At 61.0% G+C, this 20,919-nt stretch carries 13 protein-coding genes; 7 read left to right on the top strand and 6 right to left on the bottom strand.

The genetic code is table 11. The features are described 5' to 3' along the window. Positions 1-27: 27 nt before the first annotated feature. The 5 genes from PspCFBP13509_RS12120 to aceK form a co-directional block, all read right to left on the bottom strand. Positions 28-273, bottom strand: coding sequence for an anti-sigma factor family protein (locus tag PspCFBP13509_RS12120; RefSeq protein WP_027603752.1), 246 nt, complete (start codon positions 271-273; stop codon positions 28-30). Then, positions 267-881, bottom strand: a complete 615-nt coding sequence (locus tag PspCFBP13509_RS12115; protein ID WP_027603751.1) for an RNA polymerase sigma factor — start codon at positions 879-881, stop codon at positions 267-269. Before PspCFBP13509_RS12115 ends, PspCFBP13509_RS12120 begins: the two co-directional genes overlap by 7 nt. Before the next feature lie 17 nt (positions 882-898). Then, complete coding sequence (locus PspCFBP13509_RS12110; protein ID WP_137212098.1) at positions 899-2,020, bottom strand: beta-ketoacyl-ACP synthase III; 1,122 nt, start codon at positions 2,018-2,020, stop codon at positions 899-901. Positions 2,021-2,317: 297 nt separating this feature from the next. After that, positions 2,318-6,229, bottom strand: a complete 3,912-nt coding sequence (gene hrpA, locus PspCFBP13509_RS12105) for an ATP-dependent RNA helicase HrpA (protein ID WP_137212097.1) — start codon at positions 6,227-6,229, stop codon at positions 2,318-2,320. A 118-nt stretch (positions 6,230-6,347) separates the two neighbouring features. Then, positions 6,348-8,063 carry a bifunctional isocitrate dehydrogenase kinase/phosphatase gene (gene aceK / locus PspCFBP13509_RS12100; protein WP_137212096.1) on the bottom strand — a complete coding sequence of 572 codons (1,716 nt, stop codon included), beginning with the start codon at positions 8,061-8,063 and terminating at the stop codon, positions 6,348-6,350. 390 nt (positions 8,064-8,453) lie between these two features. On the opposite strand from aceK, the gene PspCFBP13509_RS12095 reads away from it, so the two are divergent. Then, positions 8,454-10,079 (top strand): methyl-accepting chemotaxis protein, encoded by a 1,626-nt coding sequence (locus PspCFBP13509_RS12095; protein ID WP_065946869.1) that lies wholly within the window; start codon positions 8,454-8,456, stop codon positions 10,077-10,079. A gap of 52 nt (positions 10,080-10,131) precedes the next feature. Then, positions 10,132-11,016 (top strand): DMT family transporter, encoded by an 885-nt coding sequence (locus tag PspCFBP13509_RS12090; RefSeq protein ID WP_065924723.1) that lies wholly within the window; start codon positions 10,132-10,134, stop codon positions 11,014-11,016. 30 nt (positions 11,017-11,046) lie between these two features. Here the strand turns inward: PspCFBP13509_RS12090 and PspCFBP13509_RS12085 are convergent, their stop codons facing one another. Next, positions 11,047-11,907, bottom strand: coding sequence for a DMT family transporter (locus tag PspCFBP13509_RS12085; protein WP_065946870.1), 861 nt, complete (start codon positions 11,905-11,907; stop codon positions 11,047-11,049). A gap of 425 nt (positions 11,908-12,332) precedes the next feature. Between PspCFBP13509_RS12085 and PspCFBP13509_RS12080 the strand changes: the two genes are divergently transcribed. From PspCFBP13509_RS12080 to PspCFBP13509_RS12060, 5 genes are all read left to right on the top strand, one after another. Then, positions 12,333-13,124, top strand: coding sequence for a CPBP family intramembrane glutamic endopeptidase (locus PspCFBP13509_RS12080; RefSeq protein WP_065924725.1), 792 nt, complete (start codon positions 12,333-12,335; stop codon positions 13,122-13,124). Between the two features lie 232 nt (positions 13,125-13,356). Then, entirely contained in the window at positions 13,357-14,508 is a 1,152-nt protein-coding gene (wecB, locus tag PspCFBP13509_RS12075) for a non-hydrolyzing UDP-N-acetylglucosamine 2-epimerase (protein ID WP_065924726.1), read from the top strand. Then, positions 14,505-15,767 carry a UDP-N-acetyl-D-mannosamine dehydrogenase gene (gene wecC / locus PspCFBP13509_RS12070; RefSeq protein ID WP_065924727.1) on the top strand — a complete coding sequence of 421 codons (1,263 nt, stop codon included), beginning with the start codon at positions 14,505-14,507 and terminating at the stop codon, positions 15,765-15,767. The genes wecB and wecC overlap by 4 nt, the downstream gene beginning before the upstream one ends. Before the next feature lie 2 nt (positions 15,768-15,769). Continuing rightward, positions 15,770-20,098 carry a methyltransferase domain-containing protein gene (locus PspCFBP13509_RS12065; RefSeq protein WP_137212095.1) on the top strand — a complete coding sequence of 1,443 codons (4,329 nt, stop codon included), beginning with the start codon at positions 15,770-15,772 and terminating at the stop codon, positions 20,096-20,098. Beyond that, positions 20,082-20,903: a hypothetical protein gene (locus PspCFBP13509_RS12060; protein ID WP_065924729.1), complete on the top strand. Its 822-nt coding sequence runs from the start codon at positions 20,082-20,084 to the stop codon at positions 20,901-20,903. Before PspCFBP13509_RS12065 ends, PspCFBP13509_RS12060 begins: the two co-directional genes overlap by 17 nt. Positions 20,904-20,919 lie beyond the last annotated feature (16 nt).

Raw genomic sequence — 20,919 nt, 5'->3', positions numbered from 1 at the left:
CCGTCCGATCGCCCCACGCGAGCCTGCTTATTCCCCGCCTTTCTGATCCTTGAGCCGCTCGGCAGCCAGCCGCTGCGCCAAGGCATCCACATCCTTCACCGGTTCCTGCGGCAGCATCCGCAACGTCGCCTGCAGCAGGCGCATCTGGCGGATAAACCGTCGGCAGTTGGGGCAGAACATCAAGTGATGACGCACCAGCAGACGTTCGCGAAAGGTCAATTGCCCATCGAGATAGTCACTGGAACGTGCCACTTGTTCTTTACAGGTCAACATTCGCCCGTTTCCTCAAAATGCTCCACCGTGGCGAAGACTTTAAGCCGTGCTCGATGCAGCAGCACGCGGACATTGGAGAGTGAGAGCGTCAGAAGATTACAGATCTCCTCCAGCTCCAACCCCTGGCGTTCACGCAGCACCAGCACGCTGCTTTGCAGTTCGGACAAACTCAGCAACGTGTGCTCCAGGCACTTGCGCAGTTCATCCTCGGTCAGCAAGGCTTCCGGGGTGTCCTGGTGCCAGGCATACGGGGCGACGGCCCAGTGGCCATCATCGGGGGAGAATCGATCATCGCCGATGGTGCCGTGGGGCGAAGGCAAATCGTCGAGCAACACTTCCCGGCGATTCTGCTTATAGCGCCCCTTGGCAGCGTTGGCGGTAATGGTCAGCAGCCAGGTCTTGAGGCTGGAACGCCCTTCGAATTTGGCCAGGTTGCGCACCACCGACAGCCAGGCGTCCTGCACCACTTCGTCGGCATGCCGCTGGCCGGCGATGGCATACGCCACCGCCCGCATTGCGCTTTGGTAAGTGGTGACCAATTCCTTGTAGGCCCGTTGCTCGCCCTTGAGCAGTCGTTCAAGCAGGTGCGCGTCGTCCGCTGCTGCCATTCAAGACCTCGATTGTCTTAACGCTTGCGCAGGATCACGCTACCGATCGAATAGCCTGCGCCAAACGAACTGAGTACCGCGACGGCGCCCTTGGGCAGATCGTCCTGGTAGGTGTGGAATGCAATCACCGAACCCGCCGAGCTGGTGTTGGCGTAAGTATCGAGGATCACCGGTGCTTCTTCCACCGTGGCTTCGCGGCCCAGCAGTTTCTTCACAATCAGGTGGTTCATGCTCAGGTTGGCCTGGTGCAGCCAGAAGCGCTTCACATCGGCCACGTTCAACTGGTTCTCGGCCAGGTGCACGCCGATCAGTTCGGCGACCATCGGGCACACGTCGCGGAAGACTTTGCGGCCTTCCTGCACGAACAGCTTGTCGGGCGCACCGATGCCCTCTTCCGCCGCGCGGTTGAGGAAACCGAAGTTGTTGCGGATGTTATTGGAGAACTTGGTCAGCAGCTTGGTGCTCACCACGTCGAACTGATGCGCGGAGGTCGCCAGGTCGGCGCGCTCGAGGACGACGGCCGTGGCGGCGTCGCCGAAGATAAAGTGACTGTCGCGGTCGCGGAAGTTCAAGTGGCCGGTGCAGACTTCCGGGTTGACCATCAGGATCGCCCGGGCCTGGCCCAGCTGGATGCTGTTGGCGGCGTTCTGGATACCGAAGGTCGCCGAGGAACACGCCACGTTCATGTCGAAACCGAAGCCTGCGATGCCCAGGGCTTCCTGGACTTCGATGGCGATGGCCGGGTAGGCACGTTGCAGGTTGGAACAGGCGACGATCACACCATCGATGTCGGCGGCGGTCTTGCCGGCGCGCTGCAGGGCCTGCTCGGCGGCACCGATGGCCATCTGGCAAAGCACGGACCACTCGTCATTGCTGCGCTCGGGCAGGCGCGGCGCCATGCGCTGCGGGTCAAGAATGCCCTCCTTGTCCATCACAAAGCGGCTCTTGATGCCCGAGGCTTTTTCGATGAACGCAGCGCTCGACTCCGTCAGCGCCTGGACTTCACCGCGCTCGATGGCAGCGGCGTTGTCCGAGTTGAACTGGTGCACGTAAGCATTGAAAGACTGCACCAGTTCTTCGTTGCTGATGCTGTTGGCAGGGGTGTAAAGGCCAGTGCCGCTGATGACGACGTTATGCACGATCGTTCCTCTAAATCTGTCAGGCAGATGATATTGGTACCGACGTACCAAACCGTAAGTAGTTCTATTCCGCCCAGCGGACATCAAACTGGCATCGCTTTATTCCATCGCGCCGTGGCTACACACCAGCCCATCACGACGATCCCGGCATTTATAACCGCGAAGTTTGCCACAAACCCTGGGGTTTGGCGCCATATGCCGGATAAACACCCTGATCAAAGCGCGATCAAGTTTCAATGTGGGAGATTGCCCCCTCCCACATTTGGACCTGTCTGGTCTGGATAACCGAGAAAGGGATCAGGCCTCGACCAGGCTCCACTGCTTGCTCAAGCGCTTGTCGGAAATCGGCACCTTGGTCCCCAACTGCTGTGCAAACAACGACACCCGGTATTCCTCCAACCACCAGCGATACAGCTCCAGTTGCGGGTCGCGCTTGCCTTCCTGGGTGTGCTTGTTCAAGCGGTTCTGGTACTGCGCCCACAGGCTGCCCAGTTCGCTGCTCCACACACGATCCTTTTGCACCTGGCCAGGCAGTTTCTCCAGGCGCAATTCGATGGCCTTGAGAAAACGCGGCAATTCCTTGAACCACTGCGCCGGGGTTTCGCGCACAAAGCCGGGATACACCAGGTTGCTCAATTGCTGCTTGATGTCGTTCAGGGCCACGGCCTGGGCCAGGTCGATCTTGCCCTTGAAGCGCTTTTGCAGGCCATGCCAGAGCTTCAGCACGTCCAGGGTCAGGCGCGCCAGGCGTTCGGCGTGTTCGGTCCAACTGCCACGCTTGCGTTCAGCCAGCGCCGCCAAACCGGCACCGTCACGGGGCAGGCTGGCTTCGCCTTCCAGCACACAGGTGTCGAGGCTGGCCAGCAGGATGTCTTCCACCAGGGCGTCGATACGCCCCAGTTCGCGGTACATCAGGCCCAGTTCAGTGAGGCCGGGCAATTTGCCGCGCATGAATTTGGCCGGTTCCGCCAATTGCTGCATCAACAGGCGTTGCAACGCACGGCGGTGCTGGAACTCAGCCTCGGCGGCGGTGGAAAAACGGCCCTCTTTCACGGTGCCGTTTTCTTCCACCAGCGCCGGATAGACCGTCATCGACAGCCCGGCGATCTTCTGCTGGGTTTTCTCGGCCACCGCCGCGAACACCTTGGCCTCCACCGGCTGCTGGCTTTTCGCGGTGTGCGGCACGGCCAGCGCGGCCTGGCTGGCTTCGACAAAACGCGCGGTCAACTCGGCCAGGTCGCGGCCCTCGCCAAGGAACTTGCCTTGACCGTCGACCACTTCCAGGTTCATCTTCAGATGGTTTTCCACCTGCTGCGCCGCTTCGGCCCAGGCCTCATCGCTGACCCGCGCCCCGGTCATGCGCAGCAATTCGCGCCCCAATGCCTGGGGCAGCGAACCCTGGCCAAACTCGATGCGCTGCAGCGCCGCCTTGACGAAATCCGGCACCGGCACGAAGTTCTTGCGCAGGGCCTTGGGCAGGTTGCGCACCAGGGCGATGCACTTGGCTTCGATCACCCCCGGCACCAGCCACTCCAGGCGCTCCGGCGGCAAGGCCGGCAGCAGCGGTGCCGGTACGCGCAGGGTCACGCCGTCGCGGGGGTGGTTGGGCTCGAAGTGGTAACTCAGGGCCAGTTCCAGATCGCCCAGGTGCAGGGTGTCCGGGTAATGGGCGGCAGTGACTTCACTGGCTTCGCGGGCCAGCACGTCTTCCTCGCGCATGATCAGCAACTGCGGGTCTTTCTGGCTGTTGACCTTGTACCAGCTGTCAAAGGTGGCGGTCTGGTGGATCTCCGCCGGCAGCCGTGCGTCGTAGAACGCGTACAAGGTCTCTTCGTCGGCCAGGATATCGCGGCGGCGCGCCTTGGCTTCCAGTTCGTCGAGCTGCTCCAGCAGTTGCTGGTTGGCCGTCAGGCATTTGGCGCGGGACTGGATCTCGCCACGCACCAAGCCTTCGCGAATAAACAACTCCCGCGACACCACCGGGTCAATCGGCCCGTAATGCACCGGCCGACGCCCGACCACGATCAGCCCGAACAGGGTGATCTGCTCGAACGCCACCACCTGGCCGCGCTTCTTCTCCCAGTGGGGTTCGAAGTGGTTTTTCTTGATCAAGTGCCCGGCCAGCGGTTCGATCCAGTCGGCATCGATCTTCGCCACCATGCGCGCATACAGCTTGGTGGTTTCCACCAGTTCGGCGGTCATCAGCCATTGCGGGCGTTTCTTGCCGATACCCGAGGACGGGTGAATCCAGAAGCGTCGCTGACGGGCGCCGAGATAATCGCCGTCCTCGGTCTTCTGGCCGATCTGGCTGAGCAGGCCGGACAGCACCGCCTTGTGCAGCTTGGGGAAGTCCGCCGGTTCTTTGTTGACGGTCAACTGCATGTCGCGGCAGATCAGGCTCAACTGGCGATGGGAGTCGCGCCACTCGCGCAGGCGCAGGTAGTTGAGGAAGTTCTTGCGGCACCAGTTGCGCAGCGGGCTGGCGGTGAGTGCCTGGCGCTGCTCTTCAAAACCACGCCACAAATTGACCAGCCCGGCGAAGTCCGAGTCCGCATCTTTCCACTGCGCATGGGCCTGGTCGGCGGCCTGCTGGCGCTCCGGTGGGCGCTCGCGCGGGTCCTGGATCGACATGGCGCTGGCCACGATCAACACTTCCTGCAAACTACCAAGCTTGGCGGCTTCGAGCAGCATGCGGCCCATGCGCGGGTCCACCGGCAGGCGCGCCAACTGACGGCCCAATGGCGTGAGCTGGCTGTTGCGGTCGACCGCCGAGAGTTCCTGCAACAGGTTGAAACCGTCGCTGATGGCCTTGCCGTCCGGCGGTTCGATAAACGGGAAATCGGTGATTTCGCCCAGGCGCAGGTGCAGCATCTGCAGGATCACCGCCGCGAGGTTGGTGCGCAAAATCTCAGGGTCGGTAAATTCCGGACGGCCGATAAAATCCTCTTCGCTGTACAAGCGAATGCAGATCCCCGGCTCCACCCGGCCGCAACGGCCTTTACGCTGGTTGGCACTGGCCTGGGAAATCGCCTCGATCGGCAGGCGCTGCACCTTGGCGCGGTAGCTGTAGCGGCTGATGCGTGCGGTGCCGCTGTCGATCACATAACGAATGCCCGGCACCGTCAGCGAGGTTTCCGCGACGTTGGTCGCCAGCACCACTCGGCGCCCTGGGTGGGACTGGAAAATGCGCTGCTGTTCGGCCGGCGACAGGCGTGCGTACAACGGCAGGATCTCGGTGTGCTTGAGCTGGGCCTTGCGCAGCATCTCGGCTGCATCGCGAATCTCGCGCTCGCCGGGCAAAAATACCAGCACGTCACCAGGGCTGCGGCGTTCGCTGCGCTCATAGGCGGCGATTTCGTCGAGGGCGGCGAGGATCGCCTGATCGACGGTCAGGTCGTCTTCGACACGGTTGCCCTCCTCGTCCTGTTCCAGGGTCAGCGGGCGGTACCAGGTGTCCACCGGGAAGGTGCGGCCCGAGACCTCGACAATCGGTGCGTCGTCGAAGTGCTTGGAAAAACGCTCCAGGTCGATGGTCGCCGAAGTGATGATAACTTTCAGGTCCGGACGACGCGGCAGCAGGGTTTTCAGGTAACCCAGCAGGAAGTCGATGTTCAGGCTGCGTTCGTGGGCTTCGTCGACGATGATCGTGTCGTAGCGTTCCAGGTAACGGTCGTTCTGGGTTTCCGCCAGCAGGATACCGTCGGTCATCAGCTTGATCAGGGTGTTGGCGTCGCTTTGGTCTTCGAAGCGCACCTGATAGCCGACCAACGCGCCCAGCGGCGTGGCCAACTCTTCGGCGACGCGGCTGGCGACGCTGCGCGCAGCGATCCGGCGTGGTTGGGTATGGCCGATCAGGCCATATTGGCCGCGGCCGATCTCCAGGCAGATCTTCGGCAACTGGGTGGTCTTGCCCGAGCCGGTTTCGCCGGCAATGATCAGCACCTGATGCTTTTGCAGCGCGTCCTTGATCTCATCGCGCTTGGCCGCGATCGGCAAACTGTCGTCGTAACGAATCACCGGCAGGCTGGCGCGCCGCGCCGTGACCTGGGCGCAGGACGCCTGCATGCGCGTGACCCACTGCGCCAGCTTCTCCTCGTCGGGCTTCTTGCGCAGCTCAAGCAGTTGCCGCCGCAAGCGGTGACGGTCGGCGAGCATGGCGTGGTCGAGGTTTTTCAGCAGTTGGTCGATAGCGGGCGCTTGGTCAGTCATCGGGTACGCAAAGGTCGTCTATTTATGCAGGGTGCGGATTGTCGCAGAAAAGCAGCTGCGAGCGGCAAGCTTCAAGCGGCAAGTCAGGGCGGATCTGCTTTTACTTGCCGCTTTGAGCTTATGGCTGCTCTTTTCTTTTATAAGGGAAGACATCGATCACTTTGCCTGCACGAATCGCATCCTGCAGGCCTTTCCAATAATCAGCGTTATACAGCTCGCCATGCAGTTCATCGAACAGCTTGCGCTGGCCGGCGTCGGCGAACAGGAACGGCGGGAATTCTTCCGGGAACACGTCCAGCGGGCCGATGGAGTACCAGGGCTCCGAGGCCATTTCATCCTCGGGCGTGCGCGGCGCGGGGATGTGGCGGAAGTTGGCTTCGGTGAGAAAGCAGATTTCGTCGTAGTCGTAGAACACCACGCGACCGTGACGGGTGACGCCGAAGTTCTTCAGCAGCATGTCGCCGGGGAAGATGTTCGCTGCCGCCAGTTGCTTGATCGCCAAGCCGTAGTCTTCCAGGGCTTCGCGCACCTGGGCGGGGTTGGCGTTTTCCAGGTAGAGGTTGAGCGGGGTCATGCGACGTTCGGTCCAGCAGTGGCGGATCAGTACCGTATCGCCTTCCACTTCGACGGTGCCGGCAGCGACGTCCAGCAGTTCAGCCAGGCACTCGGGCTCGAACTTGCCCAGGGGAAAGCGGAAGTCGGCAAACTCCTGGGTATCGGCCATGCGCCCGACGCGATCGACGCTTTTGACCAGGCGGTACTTCTCGATCACCGTGGCGCGGTTGACGTTTTTCGACGGTGAAAAACGGTCCTTGATGATCTTGAACACGGTATTGAAGCCCGGCAGGGTGAACACGCTCATGACCATGCCACGCACGCCGGGGGCCATGATGAATTGATCGTCGGTGGTGGCCAGGTGGTTGATCAGCGCGCGGTAGAACTCCGACTTGCCGTGTTTGTAGAAACCAATCGAGGTGTACAGCTCGGCAATGTGCTTGCCCGGCAGGATGCGTTTGAGAAAGCCGATAAATTCCGCCGGCACCGGCACGTCGACCATGAAGTAGGAACGGGTGAACGAAAAGATGATCGACACCTCGGCCTCGTCGGTGATCAGCGCATCGATCTGGATGCCCTGGCCTTCGCGGTGCAGCAGCGGAATCACCAGGGGCCATTGTTCGTCGCGGGTGTAGATGCGCCCGACGAGGTAGGCGCCTTTGTTGCGGTAGAGCACCGAGGAAAACAGCTCGACCTTGAGGTCCGGGTCCTTGCACACCCAGTCCGGCAGGTTTTCCCGCAGTTGGGTTTCGAGGCGACCCAGGTCGGTTGCCAGGTCGGCGTAGGGCTCGCTGAAACGATAGTCGGCAAAAATCTGCGCGAGTATCTCGGGAATCTGGCCGGCGGGCGCGTAGGTATGGGTTTGTGCCGCCCGTGCCCGGCGCAGGCTCGGCCGCGTGGTGTGGATGAACATGCAGCCGTCGCTGATCAGGTCATGGCTGAACAGGCCGCAGAAGATCGAGTTGTACCAGGTCTCGGACAGCTCATCGTCAAAACGCAGGTCGATCAGGCCGATATAGGCGCTTTTCACCAGCGGCCACAGGTCAATGTCGAGCAATGCGCTGCCCTCGAAGTTCGCGCGCAGGCGCGCGCTCACTTCACCGACCTTGTCTTCGTACAGGTTGATCCGCGCCGCCGATGCCGCCTGCCCCTGTTGCCACTGGGCCTTTTCGAAACGCTCGCGGGCGCCATCGGTGATCTGGCGAAAGTGCTCGCGGTAATCGTCGAAGCCTCCGAGGATAGTGCGGGCGATAGCGAGGGCAGGCGTGGATGGCGACATGCGGGAAACCTCGAGCGGGCATCTGGGATGCCCTGAGCTTAGCCAGTGTACGCAGGCAGGAGAAGGGTCATTTTTTGCACTGACTTGTACAGCTCCGTTCATTTCGTACATTTATTTTCAATTTTTTAATTCGACCGCTCGGTCAATAAACGCACCTCACAGTCGATCCGCGTTTGATCCACAGGCCTTGAGCGCCGTGGCCTGGCAGGTAGAAGCCGAAAAACCGCCAACCAGAACGGCCGCGGGTCCTCCATAGGGCTTTGGATCCAACTAAGGGAAACCCCGATTACTACCTTGATGGCACTTTGATATATAGCGCGCCCTCTCCCACCCTAACAAGGTCCGAAGACCGACCCGGGAGCAGGTTCTAATCGCCCAAGGAGCATTGAGATGTCATTGAGGAATATGAGGATCGGTCTGCGTGCCAGTCTGAGTTTTGGGGTTTTGGCCAGCTTGCTGGTGATTGTGGGAATGTTTGGCCTGGGCCAGATGGCCAAGCTGCGGGAAAGCGCGCTGGTCATTGAACAAACCTGGATGCCGAGCATCGAGAATATCCATGACAGCGCAGCCTTGGTGGCCACTGTCCGCCTGGAGTCCCTGCGCCTGGTGAGCACCGACGAGTCTCGCGTGCGTGAGACCAGCAGAGGCCTGATCACCCGCACCAGCAGCGAACTGCAAGCCCTGCTCGAGCGCCATGAAACCTTGCTGAGCAATGACGAAGAGCGCGAACTGCTGAAAACCCTCAAGGCCAATGTCGCGACATACCTGGCCATCGTCGGGCAGATGGTTGCGTTGGTGGACAAGGATCAACAGCAAGACGCCCTCGACCTGCTCGTCAGCCGCCTCGCCCCCCAGGGCACGATCCTGAGCCAGAGCCTGGAAAACCTGATCGTCTTTAACCAGAACGGCGTGGAAGCGGCGGCCGATTCGGCCGCACAGATGTATTCGAGCGCACAGTGGATTGTCGGCCTGATTATCGCAGTCGCACTGATCGCCACCTTGCTGCTGGCCTGGCTGCTGACCCGCAGCATCACCGCGCCGATCGGCCAGGCCCTGAACGTGGCGCGCACCATCGCCGCCGGCGACTTGAGCCAACCGATCGTGGTGCACGGCCATGACGAACCCGCGCAATTGCTGAGCGCCCTGGCGACCATGCAAGCGCAGCTGCAGACCACCATCCGAGGCATCAGCGAATCGGCGCAGCAACTGGCTTCCGCCGCCGAAGAAATGAGCGCGGTGATGGAACAAAGCACGCGCGGCCTGCAGGCGCAGAACGATGAAATCGAGCAGGCTGCCACCGCCGTGACCGAGATGAGCACGGCAGTGGACGAGGTCGCGGGTAATGCGGTGTCCAGCGCCGAGGCGTCCCAGGCTTCCGATGAAGACAGCAAGCACGGCCACTACCAGATCAGCGAAACCATCAGCTCGATCCAGAACCTGGTGGACGAAGTGCTCGGCGCCTCGAACAAGGCCGAAGGCCTGGCGCTGCAAGCGCAGGACATCAGCAAGGTGCTGGAAGTGATTCGCGGCATTGCCGGGCAAACCAACCTGCTGGCGCTCAACGCCGCGATTGAAGCGGCGCGTGCCGGTGAAGCCGGGCGTGGGTTCGCGGTCGTCGCCGACGAGGTGCGTTCGCTGGCACAGCGCACCCAGGACTCCACCGAAGAAATCGAGCAGATGATCACCGGTATCCAGCAAGGCACCCAGGCCACCGTCGAGGCGCTGAACAGCAGCGCCGAGCATGCCGGCCAGACCTTGCAACGGGCCAACAGCGCCGGCAGTGCCCTGGAAAAAATCACCGCCGCCATCTCGCAGATCAGCCAGCGCAACCTGGTGATCGCCAGCGCCGCCGAGCAACAGGCGCTGGTAGCGCGCGATGTGGACCGCAGCCTGGTGAACATCCGCGACCTGTCCACCCAGACCGCCGCCGGCGCCACCCAGACCTCGGCCGCCAGCCAGGAACTGTCGCGGCTGGCGGTGGACCTGAATGGGCTGGTGACGCGGTTTGTCCTGTAATCAATGAAGGCGGCGTGCAACACTCGCGGCCTTATTGATGTAGGAGTGTTCCGTGAGGCCCGTTGACACCCTTTACCTGCTGGGGCTCGCCGCCATCTGGGGCGCGAGTTTTCTGTTCATGCGCATCATCGCGCCGGAAATCGGCACGCTGCCGACCGCATTTTTCCGCGTATCGATTGCCGCCGCCGGGCTATTGGTGATCCTGGCGATGGCGCGGGTGAACTGGGATTTCCAGGGCAAGTTCAAGACGGTCCTGTTGCTGGGGGTGATCAACTCGGGGATCCCGGCGACCATGTATTCGGTGGCCGCCCAGGTGCTGCCGGCGGGTTACTCGGCGATCTTCAATGCCACCACGCCGTTGATGGGGGTGTTGATTGGCGGGCTGTTTTTCAGCGAACGCCTCACCCCGTCGAAAATCGCCGGGGTGTGCCTGGGTCTGTTCGGTGTAGGCGTGCTGACCCGTGCGGGACCGGTGGCGTTTGACCTGGAATTATTGATGGGCGCACTGGCTTGCCTGTTGGCCACCACCTGTTATGGCTTTGCCGGGTTCCTCGCCAGGCGCTGGCTGGACCAGCGTGGCGGGCTGGACAGTCGTCTCGCGGCCCTGGGCAGCATGCTGGGCGCGACGCTGTTTCTGCTGCCGTTATTTGCCTACAGCGCGATCAGCCATCCGCCGGCGAGTTGGGGTGGGTGGCAGGTCTGGTCGTCGCTGCTGGGGTTGGGGCTGGTGTGTACGGCGTTTGCGTACGTGTTGTACTTCCGGCTGCTCACCGCGATTGGGCCGGTGAGGTCGATGACCACCACCTTCCTGATCCCGCCGTTCGGCGTGTTGTGGGGGGCGTTGTTGCTCGACGAGCCCTTATCGATGGCGCATTTATATGGCGGCGTGTTGATTGCCGGGGCGTTGTGGCTGGTATTGCGGCCTCGAAAACCGTAGGCGCCGGCTGGCCGGCACCTACGGGGGGCATCAGTTTTTGCGGAACACGAAGACCAGCCCAATGATGATCAAGCCCATCCCCAACAGGCTCAGCATCGCGAGCCGATTGCCGAAGATCAGGTAATCCATCACCGCCGTCACCGCCGGCACCAGGTAGAACAGGCTGGTGACATTCACCAGGTTGCCCCGGGCGATCAGGCGGTACAGCAACAGCGTTGCCAGCAACGACACTACCAGGCCCATCCACAGCACCGGCAGGTAAAAGCCGGCGTTGTGTTCAACGTGGAACGGCTGGAACGGCACAAACACCGAACACAACAGCAGCCCCGCCAGGTACTGCACCGGCAGGGTGCCAAGGGGGTTGTCGGTGATGCGCTTTTGCATGATCGAGCCGAAGGTCATGCTTGCCAGGGCCAGCAGCCCGAACAGCATCCCGGCCAGGGACATGCCCGCCAGCCCGATGCCTTGGTAGACCACCATGATCAGCCCGGCCAGGCCCAGACTCAGGCCGAACATCCGGCGCCAGGATCGCTGGCGCTCCATCAGCACCACGGTGAGGATCGGCTGCACCCCCATGATGGTCGCCATGACGCCGGGGGTGACGCTGAGGTCCAGGGCCAGCAGATAGAAAATCTGATAGGCCCCCAGCAATACCAACCCGGTTGCCACCGCGTACAACAGGGGCTTGCCGGGACGCGGTAGTTTCAACCGCAGGACCGGCACCAGGATCACCAGCCCCGCCAGGGCGATGGCAAAACGGATCAGCAGGAAGGCGAAGGGCGAAGCATGGGCCAGGCCCAGCTTGGAGAAGATGGCCCCGCTGCTCCACAGCAGGACAAACAGGCTCGTCGAGGCCGCCGCGGCCACGGAGTGTTTCGAAAGAACGGACATGGTTACCACCTGTAATCAGGCAAAAAAAGCCGATTCAGCCGCAGAGGCTGAAATTCAGTAGTTTTTTTCAGGCAGGCAGAGCGGGCACAGCAACGTGCCGATCAGCCCGAAATGCCAACACCCGGCGGTGATACGACTGCGTACACCGGCGTGCTACTGACAGGTGGGGGGTAGTGACTGATCTGCGCAGGCTGCTTGTTCGCGCACGGCACGCGCACAGCGTTGACCGCTGAATCGACTACCGCTATGCGCAGGGAAGCTGGCATGTGCTGATCTTTTTGAAGGTATAAGGACGCGAGGACTATAACCAGCCGATGACATGTTTTGCAATCACTTGCCCAAGCCCTTTTGCGGGGAGGCGTTTTCACGTTTCGGGGCGCGGGCCGTCGCTATAATGCCGACCGGTATTTTCCAAGGATTCCCCCATGCTCCCATTGCCCTGGCTGTACCTGGCGCTTCTTTCCATCGGCTATGCGCTGGCCTTGGCCTACGGGCAACTGGGCGTACTGGCGCTGGTGTCCGTCGCCCTGCTGTTGATCGCCGGCTATGCCGTACGCCAGCAGCGCACGCCGTGGGCGCGTTACCTGGGTCACGGGCTGTTTGTCGTGTTGGCGCTAGGCCTGGCGATGCACTGGCTGCCGGGGTTCTATAACGGTCGCGGCATTGACCCGCAGCGATTTACGCCTGATGCCGTGCCGTTCTCGATGTACCTGAACCAGGACAAGCCGCTGATTGGTTTCTGGTTGCTGCTGGCCTGCCCGTGGATTGTGGCGCGGCGTTCGTTGCGCCTGTCGATCTGCGTCACCGCGTTGGTACTGACCCTTACCGCCATCGTCGCGCTGGGTGGCGCAGCCTTGCTGGGCGTGATCAGTTGGGCGCCGAAATGGCCGGACCAGGCCTGGCTGTGGGTACTCAACAACCTGTTGCTGGTGACCCTGGTGGAAGAAGCCCTGTTCCGTGGCTACATTCAAGGCGGCTTGAGCCGACGCTTCAAACAGTTGCCCTACGGCGAAAACCTCGCGCTGCTGCTGGCATCGCTGCTGTTCGGCCTGGTGCACGTGGGTGCAGGGTGGCAATGGGTGCTGCTGGCGGGCATCGCCGGGGTCGGTTATGGCCTGGCGTATCGGTTTGGCGGGCTGGGTGCGGCGATTGCCACGCACTTTGGCTTGAATCTGCTTCACTTCGGGTTGTTTACCTATCCAATGCTGGCAGGCTGAGGCTGCCTTCGGCGCGGCGCGGGTACTTTTACGACATTGGTAACACCTCGTAACCAGCCGAACGGTCAGTAGTCGGCTCCGCGCCCTTTGGGCAGAATCCCCCTTCGTTACCGACCCACTCCGTACAACCCGGTCCCCACGCGCTGACACGCCTGGCACTGCGTTGAAGGCAGCTGTGCACCCGCGTTTCAGGCCCAGCGTTTATTCACCCGCTATACAAGAAGCCATCCCCATGCCTCTCAAGACACTGTCTATCTTCGGCACCCGCCCGGAAGCCATCAAAATGGCGCCGATGGTGATCAATCTCGCAAATGACGACCGTTTCCACTCGAGAGTGTGTGTCACGGCGCAGCACCGGGAGATGCTGGACCAAGTGCTTGAGCTGTTTGGACTGGTACCCGACTACGACTTGAACATCATGAAGCCGGATCAGAACCTGACGGATGTGACGACGGCAATCATCCAGGGGCTGCAAGCTGTCCTGGAAGACTTCAAACCCGATGTGATCCTCGTCCACGGGGATACGGCGACCACTTTTGCAGCCAGTCTGGCGGCCTATTACCAACAGATCCCCGTTGCCCATATCGAAGCCGGGCTGCGTACCCACAACCTTTATTCCCCCTGGCCCGAGGAGGGCAACCGACGCCTGACGGGCAGCCTCGCGTCGATGCATTTCGCCCCCACCCAAACCTCGCGGCAGAACCTGATCAATGAGGGGGTGGCCGCCGAATGCATTCATGTCACGGGCAATACGGTGATCGATGCACTGCTCAGTGTTGTAGAGAAACTCCACGCCCCGACATCACCCCTGCGTAGCCGCCTTGACCGGCAATTTGCCTTTCTGCCCCAAGACCAGCGGATGGTCCTGGTGACAGGCCATCGCCGGGAAAATTTTGGCGAGGGTCTTGAACGTATCTGCCAGGCCCTGGCTGAAACCGCCGCGCATTTCCCGGCGGTGACCTTTGTCTACGCCGTGCACCTGAATCCCAATGTGCAGGAACCCGTGCGACGGCGACTGGCGAGCATCAGCAATGTACATCTGATCGAGCCGCTGGATTACCTGCCGTTTGTCTACCTGATGACCCGGGCGTACCTGATCCTCACGGATTCGGGCGGCATCCAGGAGGAAGCACCTGCACTGGGCAAGCCGGTGCTGGTGATGCGTGACACGACTGAACGCCCCGAGGCAGTCGATGCCGGGACGGCGCGGCTGGTGGGCACGGAGATCGCAAGCATTACTCACCACCTCAGGGAGTTGCTCAGCGATGAAGCGGCTTATCGGGAGATGAGTAATGCCCACAACCCCTACGGTGACGGCAGAGCGTGCACACGCATTCGCGAAGTTCTGATCGCAACCTGGCGAAAAAACGAGGCAGCGGCATGAGCATGCCGACACTCTGCGTCCTCGGCCTGGGTTATATCGGCTTGCCCACCGCCGCGCTGTTTGCCTCGCCGCAACGAACAGTCATTGGCGTCGATATAAACCCGCATATCGTGGACCTCATCAATCTCGGCCAAGTGCATATCATAGAGCCCGATCTGGACCGGTTGGTCCGCTCGGCGGTCAGCCACGGCTACCTGCGGGCGACAACCCGGCCGGAGCCGGCGGATGCCTTCCTGATCGCCGTGCCCACCCCATTCCTGGAAAACCGCGAGCCAGACCTGAGCTATATAGAAGCAGCCTGCCGTGCCATCGCCCCGGTGCTGAAAAAGCACGACCTCGTGATCCTGGAGTCGACTTCTCCGGTCGGTACCACCGAACTGATGGTGAAATGGCTGGCCAGTGTGCGTCCGGACCTGACCTTTCCCACCACCCATCAGCAAGCCAGTGACATCCGCATCGCCCACTGCCCCGAACGGGTACTGCCAGGGCATGTCTTGAGGGAATTGGTCAGCAATGACCGCATCATCGGGGGCATGACCGATGCCTGCTCAGCCGCAGCAGTACGGCTTTACCAGCAGTTTGTCGAAGGCCAGTGCATTGTCACTGACACACGCACCGCGGAAATGTGCAAGCTGACCGAAAACAGTTTCCGCGACGTCAATATCGCCTTCGCCAACGAACTCTCGATGATCTGCGCACAGTTGAAGATCGACCCATGGGAGCTGATCCGCCTGGCCAACCATCATCCGCGTGTGAATATCCTGCAGCCCGGGCCTGGCGTCGGTGGGCACTGTATAGCGGTGGACCCGTGGTTCATCGTCAGTAAAACACCGGACCTGGCGCTGTTGATCCGCACCGCACGCCTGGTCAACGACAGCAAACCCCAGTGGGTCATCCAGCAAGTCAAGGTGGCGGTGGCCAACCTTTTGTTCAAGCACCCCGGGCTGTGCGCGCACAACGTGCGAATTGCCTGCTATGGCCTGGCGTTCAAGGCAGACATCGACGACCTGCGCGAAAGCCCGGCACTTGGCATTGCCCGCCAGTTGGCCAACGAACTGGGGATAACGCTGCTGCTGGTCGAGCCCAATATCGATGCACTGCCCGACGACCTGACTGGCCATTCCCTGACCGACGTGGCCTGTGCCTGGGACAGCGCCCATATCCATGTGTTGCTGGTCGGGCATCGCGAGTTCAGATCCATGTCAGCGCGACATAGCAACGGCGTGGTGATTGATGCTGCCGGCGTACTGGCGAACTGACGATGAATAATCCACCGCCACTCGCCGATACCCATGATCGTGTCATGGAAGCCTATTACGGCAAGCTGGGCGAACACTTCATGCAGGAAACCCGTGCGCGGATCCATTGGATCTGCGCACAGGTCACCGGCAGGACAATACTCGACATAGGCTGCTCCCAGGGCATTATCCCCGTGTTGCTGGCCCGTGAAGGCCACAGGGTCACGGGCGTGGATAACGACCCCAGGGCGTTCGAGCAGGCCAAATATTACCTGAGGGCCGAACCCGATCACGTGCAGCGCAACGTCCGCTACTTGAATGCAGACTTTATGTCGCTGGACACCCAGGGCTTGGAACCTGACAGCATCGTGATCAGTGAAGTGCTTGAGCACCTCATCCACCCGGCAACCTTCGTCGAAAAAGCCGCATCGATGCTCAAGCCGCGTGGCCGGCTGATCATCACCGTGCCGTTCGGGGTGAATGACTTCCTTGACCACAAGCACACGTTCTACCTGCTGGAACCCTTTCGGCTGTTGAGTGCGTACCTGCAGGTCATCCAGGTCGAAATGCTGGGCAAGTGGGTGGGAATGGTCGCCATCAAAACAGAACCCGAGGGCTGTTCGCTGGGTGTCGAGCATCTACGTCAACTGGAAGCGGCGTTCGAGTCCGTCGAGCGTAACCTGCTAGGCCAGGTAGCCGGCGGTCGCCAACAGCGGGAACAGGTCAATCAGAAATACCGTGAAGCGACTGAGCGCATTCAGCAACTCAAGAACGAACTGGCGTACTCAACCGAGTGCAATACCCGGCAGCAAGCGCAAATAGAGGTCCTGACCGCCAATCTGCAGCGCACAAAAGCCAGGTGCCACCTGCTGGAAAATCGCTTGATCAAGACGCGGGCCAGCACCACCTATCAGTTGGGGTATCAACTGCGTATGGGGGTGGGCTCGCTACGTGAATGCCTGCTTTTGCCTGGCGCCTTGTTCAAGCTGTATCAACAAGCCCGCGCACGTCGCAAAGGCAACGCACCTACGGCCCCCCCTGGCGATGATGCGATCCCACCGGCGCTGCCTGGCACCGCCGTTTTCCTTGTAACGCCGGCCCCCACTCCGCTGGCGGATGCAGAGCATGTGCGCAGCCAGCTGTTGCTCGCCCCCCACGACACGGCCAAGCCCTTCAGAATGGCCTGTGTGATGGACACCTTTACCCATGAGGCCTACCGGTATGAATGCGAGCTGTTGCAACTGACACCGGACCAGAGCCTGGCCGAACTGCAATCGTTCCAACCCGACCTGCTGTTTATCGAATCCGCATGGCGCGGCCAGGATGGCCGCTGGCATAACAAGATCGCCCAGAACAGCACAGAGCTGCGCCAGGTCTTGCAGTGGTGCCGGGAACACAAGGTGCCAACGGTGTTCTGGAACAAGGAAGACCCGGTGCACTTCGAGACGTTCCTGGGTACCGCCACACAGTTCGACCTGGTGTTCACCACGGATATCGACTGTATTCATCGCTATAAAAGCGCGCTGGGGCATGAGCGTGTCTACCTGCTGCCCTTTGCCTGCCAACCGGCGATGCACAACCCGATCGAGTTGTATGAGCGCAAGGATGCGTTCTGTTTCGCCGGTGCCTACTACTGCCGATACCCCGAACGGGCGCGGGACCTGGAACACTTCGTCAATGCCCTGCCGGGCTTTCGTCCGCTGGAAATCTACGATCGCAACTTCGGCCAGCCAGAAGCCAACTATCAGTTTCCGGCCCGATATCGGGGCTACATTGCCGGTACGCTTGACGCGACGCAGATAGACCTGGCTTACAAGGGCTACCGGTATGCGATCAATCTCAATTCGGTCAAACAGTCGCAATCCATGTTCGCCCGTCGTGCCTTTGAATTGCTGGGTTCCAACACCCTGACCATCAGCAATTTTTCTCGCGGCCTGCGTGTGCTGATGGGCGACCTGGTCATCTGCAGCGACAACGGCCAGGAGGTCTTGCGTCGCCTCGGCACGCCCGCTGGACACGCCAGGCTGCGGTTGGCAGGGCTGCGAAAGGTGATGCTGGAACACACCTATGCCCACCGTTTGATGTATGTGATGAACAAGGTGACCCATCGCGTGCATGACCTGCCACTGCCGACGATTTGCCTGGTCGCTGACGCGGCCGACGAGGCTCAATTGCAGGCCCTCATTGAGCATCTGCGGCGTCAGCGCTACCCCCGCGTCAAGCTGTATGTCGCGGTAAGCGACGCGCCGGCAAGGCAGCCCGCCACCGTTGACCCGCGCTTGCAACTGATTGAGCGCAAACAGCTGGACAAACTCACCCTCGGCGAGCTGGCAGGCGGCGCCGACTGGTTCGGCGCCATGCTTGCCGTGGACTACTACGGCCCTCACTACTTGCTCGACCTGGCCTTGGCCACGCGTTACAGCAAGGCCCGGGTGATCGGCAAGATGGCGCACCATGCCGCGGACGAACGGGATATACGCCTGATCAACCCAGGCCAGGAATACCGCTGTGCCACCGGGATAGCGGCACGTCGGGCCTTGATCAAGACAGAAGTGCTGGCACAACAGCCCGCCCGAGCCTGGCTGGAAAGCCTCCCGGCGCTCACCTACACCCACCCTCGATCCCTCGCGATCGATGCGTTCAACTACTGCGAAAACGCCGCGGGCACTGATCGACAGCACGTCGTTGCGGTGGTGGATGACCTCGAGCTGAACAGCGGAATCAGCCTCCAGCATCTCCAGCGCAGCAGTGAAACGATCCCGCCATTGAGTGCAGATACTACTGGCCCGCTGAGCAACGGCCGGGACCTGTCAGAACTGTTCGGCCCGCTGCGCAGCAAGTATCTGCGCGCGCAGGTCGAAGGCGGCACCTGGCATATCGACTCCTCCCTCGCGGACGGAAAACATGAATATCACTACGCCAGGCACGAGTTGAACGTTGCTCAGCTGAAACAGGCCGACGACACCTTGAGATTGCTGCTCGATGCCACGCCGGGCCTGAACCTGCAACTGGTCGTGCTGTATCTGGATGCGCAGAAACAACGGATCAGCCATGTCATGCAGCAGGCCAATCGCAATCAGGCCTGGGATATACCGCCCGAGACAGCGTACCTGCGCCTGGGCCTGCGGGCCCACGGCAGCGGCAGCACGACGATCAAGGCACTGGTTCAAGGACACCGGGAAATCCAACCCTCCCACCTCCTCGCCAAGGCCGCGCACCTGCTGCTGACCAACCACTACCCGGCCTATGACGACCTGTACCGTAATGGCTTTATTCATACCCGTGTCATGGCCTATCAGGAACAGGGCCTGCCGGTAGATGTCTTTCGTCTGCGCCCCGACGAGTCGATCAGTTATCACGAATTTGAAAATGTCGACGTGGTGACCGGCCCGGGCAGCGCCCTGGCAAGCATGCTGGACAGCGGACAGTACACGACACTGCTGGTGCACTTCCTGGATCCGCAGATGTGGGAAATAGTGCGCCCCTACTTGCCCCGCCTCCGGGTGATTGCCTGGGTACACGGCGCGGAGATCCAACCTTGGTGGCGCCGGGCTTACAACTATGGCGACGAAACACTGTTGCAACTGGCCAAGCTCGACAGTGAACGACGCATGGGGTTCTGGCTCAGCCTTTTGCAACCCATGCCGCCCAATCTGCAACTGGTATTCGTCTCCCGACAGTTTGCCGAAGACGTCATGGAAGACCTGGGGTTCAGGTTGCCGAGGGGTCAATACCGAGTGATCCACAACCCCATCAATACGCGGCTGTTTGCCTATCAGGAAAAACCGCCTGAGCAGCGCAAGAAAATCCTCTCGATCCGCCCCTATGTGTCACGCACCTACGCCAACGACCTGAGCGTCAAAACCATTCAAATGCTGGCGACCAAGCCATGGTTCAACGAACTTGAGTTCCTGATGGTCGGTGACGGACCTTTGTTTGAAGAAACCCTCGCACCGCTGCGTCAGTACCCGAACGTCACCCTCGAAAAACGCTATTTGAAACAATCCGAGATCGCCGACCTGCACAAACACTATGGCGCGTTTCTGTGCCCCAGCCGCATGGACACACAAGGGGTATCGCGTGACGAAGCCATGGCTTCGGGCCTGGTCCCTTTGACTAATCGGGTCGGGGCCATCCCTGAGTTTGTTGACGACGACTGCGGTTTTCTATCGGCCCCCGAGAGTTTCACCGGGCTCGCCGAAGGAATAGAAACACTGTTTTTCAACCCGGAAATATTCAGGGCGAAATCATTCAACGCCAGGCAACGCGTGCTTGCGCAAAGCGCTATGCATTTGATCTCCGCGTCCGAACTAAGCCTGATACGGGAACCCCACGGTGAGCCGAGACGTTAAGGCATTGCAATACCGTATCCTGTCGGCACTTCTCTGGTGCGTACGCCTGGGCCAGAACCTCATGAGCATCGCTCCACGTGCGGTGTTGATGGCCCATGCCGCACATTTCTGCGCACAAGTGTTGTTGATAACGACGTACTTCCTGCCGATCAAGATTGTCATCCTGCTCGGTTCAGAGACGGTCCCCGCCTATTTGCCACCCCCGTTGAAAGGCCTCGATCAAACCGCCCTGATCATCGGGCTCGGTCTGTTGACGGTGATCCTTTACGCTTTTTACCTGGGCGCCGGGTTCATGGCCTCCCGTTACTCAAGGGCGGGGGCACGCGCCCTGATAGACGGCGGTGCCGAACCTGCGCGGCTAAAAACCCAATTGGCCCTGGCAGCCAGGACATTTTCCAGGTTTGCGCGGGGTTTATCGGACGCCATGTTTACCCTGATCGTCTTCTGCGTGTTGCTCTACCTCTACCCGTCTCTCCTGGCGATCGGCCTGACTTATTCCGTGCTCGCTGCAGCTGTGCTGATTGGCTTGAACAACCGTAGCCAACGTGTGCACGCGGTACTCTCCCGTCACCCACTCACGGTGGCCGATGCGTTTTACTCAATGGGCTTTCTGGCGGCATTCGCCTTCATCATTGTCGACTTTCTCTGCCTGACGCCTCCCCACCTGTACATCGCGCTGATAGCGCTGATCCTGATACGTCAAAGCCTCAGCAGACTGAAGGTCCTGACCCAGGACATTCTTTACCTGAACACCCACGCCCCGAGCATCAATCGGATGTTTCTCGCCCTCCACCCGACTCGCTGAACCCCGTCCACATCAA

It is taken from the genome of Pseudomonas sp. CFBP13509 (assembly GCF_005233485.1).
Lineage (GTDB): Bacteria > Pseudomonadota > Gammaproteobacteria > Pseudomonadales > Pseudomonadaceae > Aquipseudomonas > Aquipseudomonas marginalis.
The sequence above is the reverse complement of the archived record's forward strand: the minus strand, read 5'-3'. Positions and strand labels throughout refer to the sequence as shown.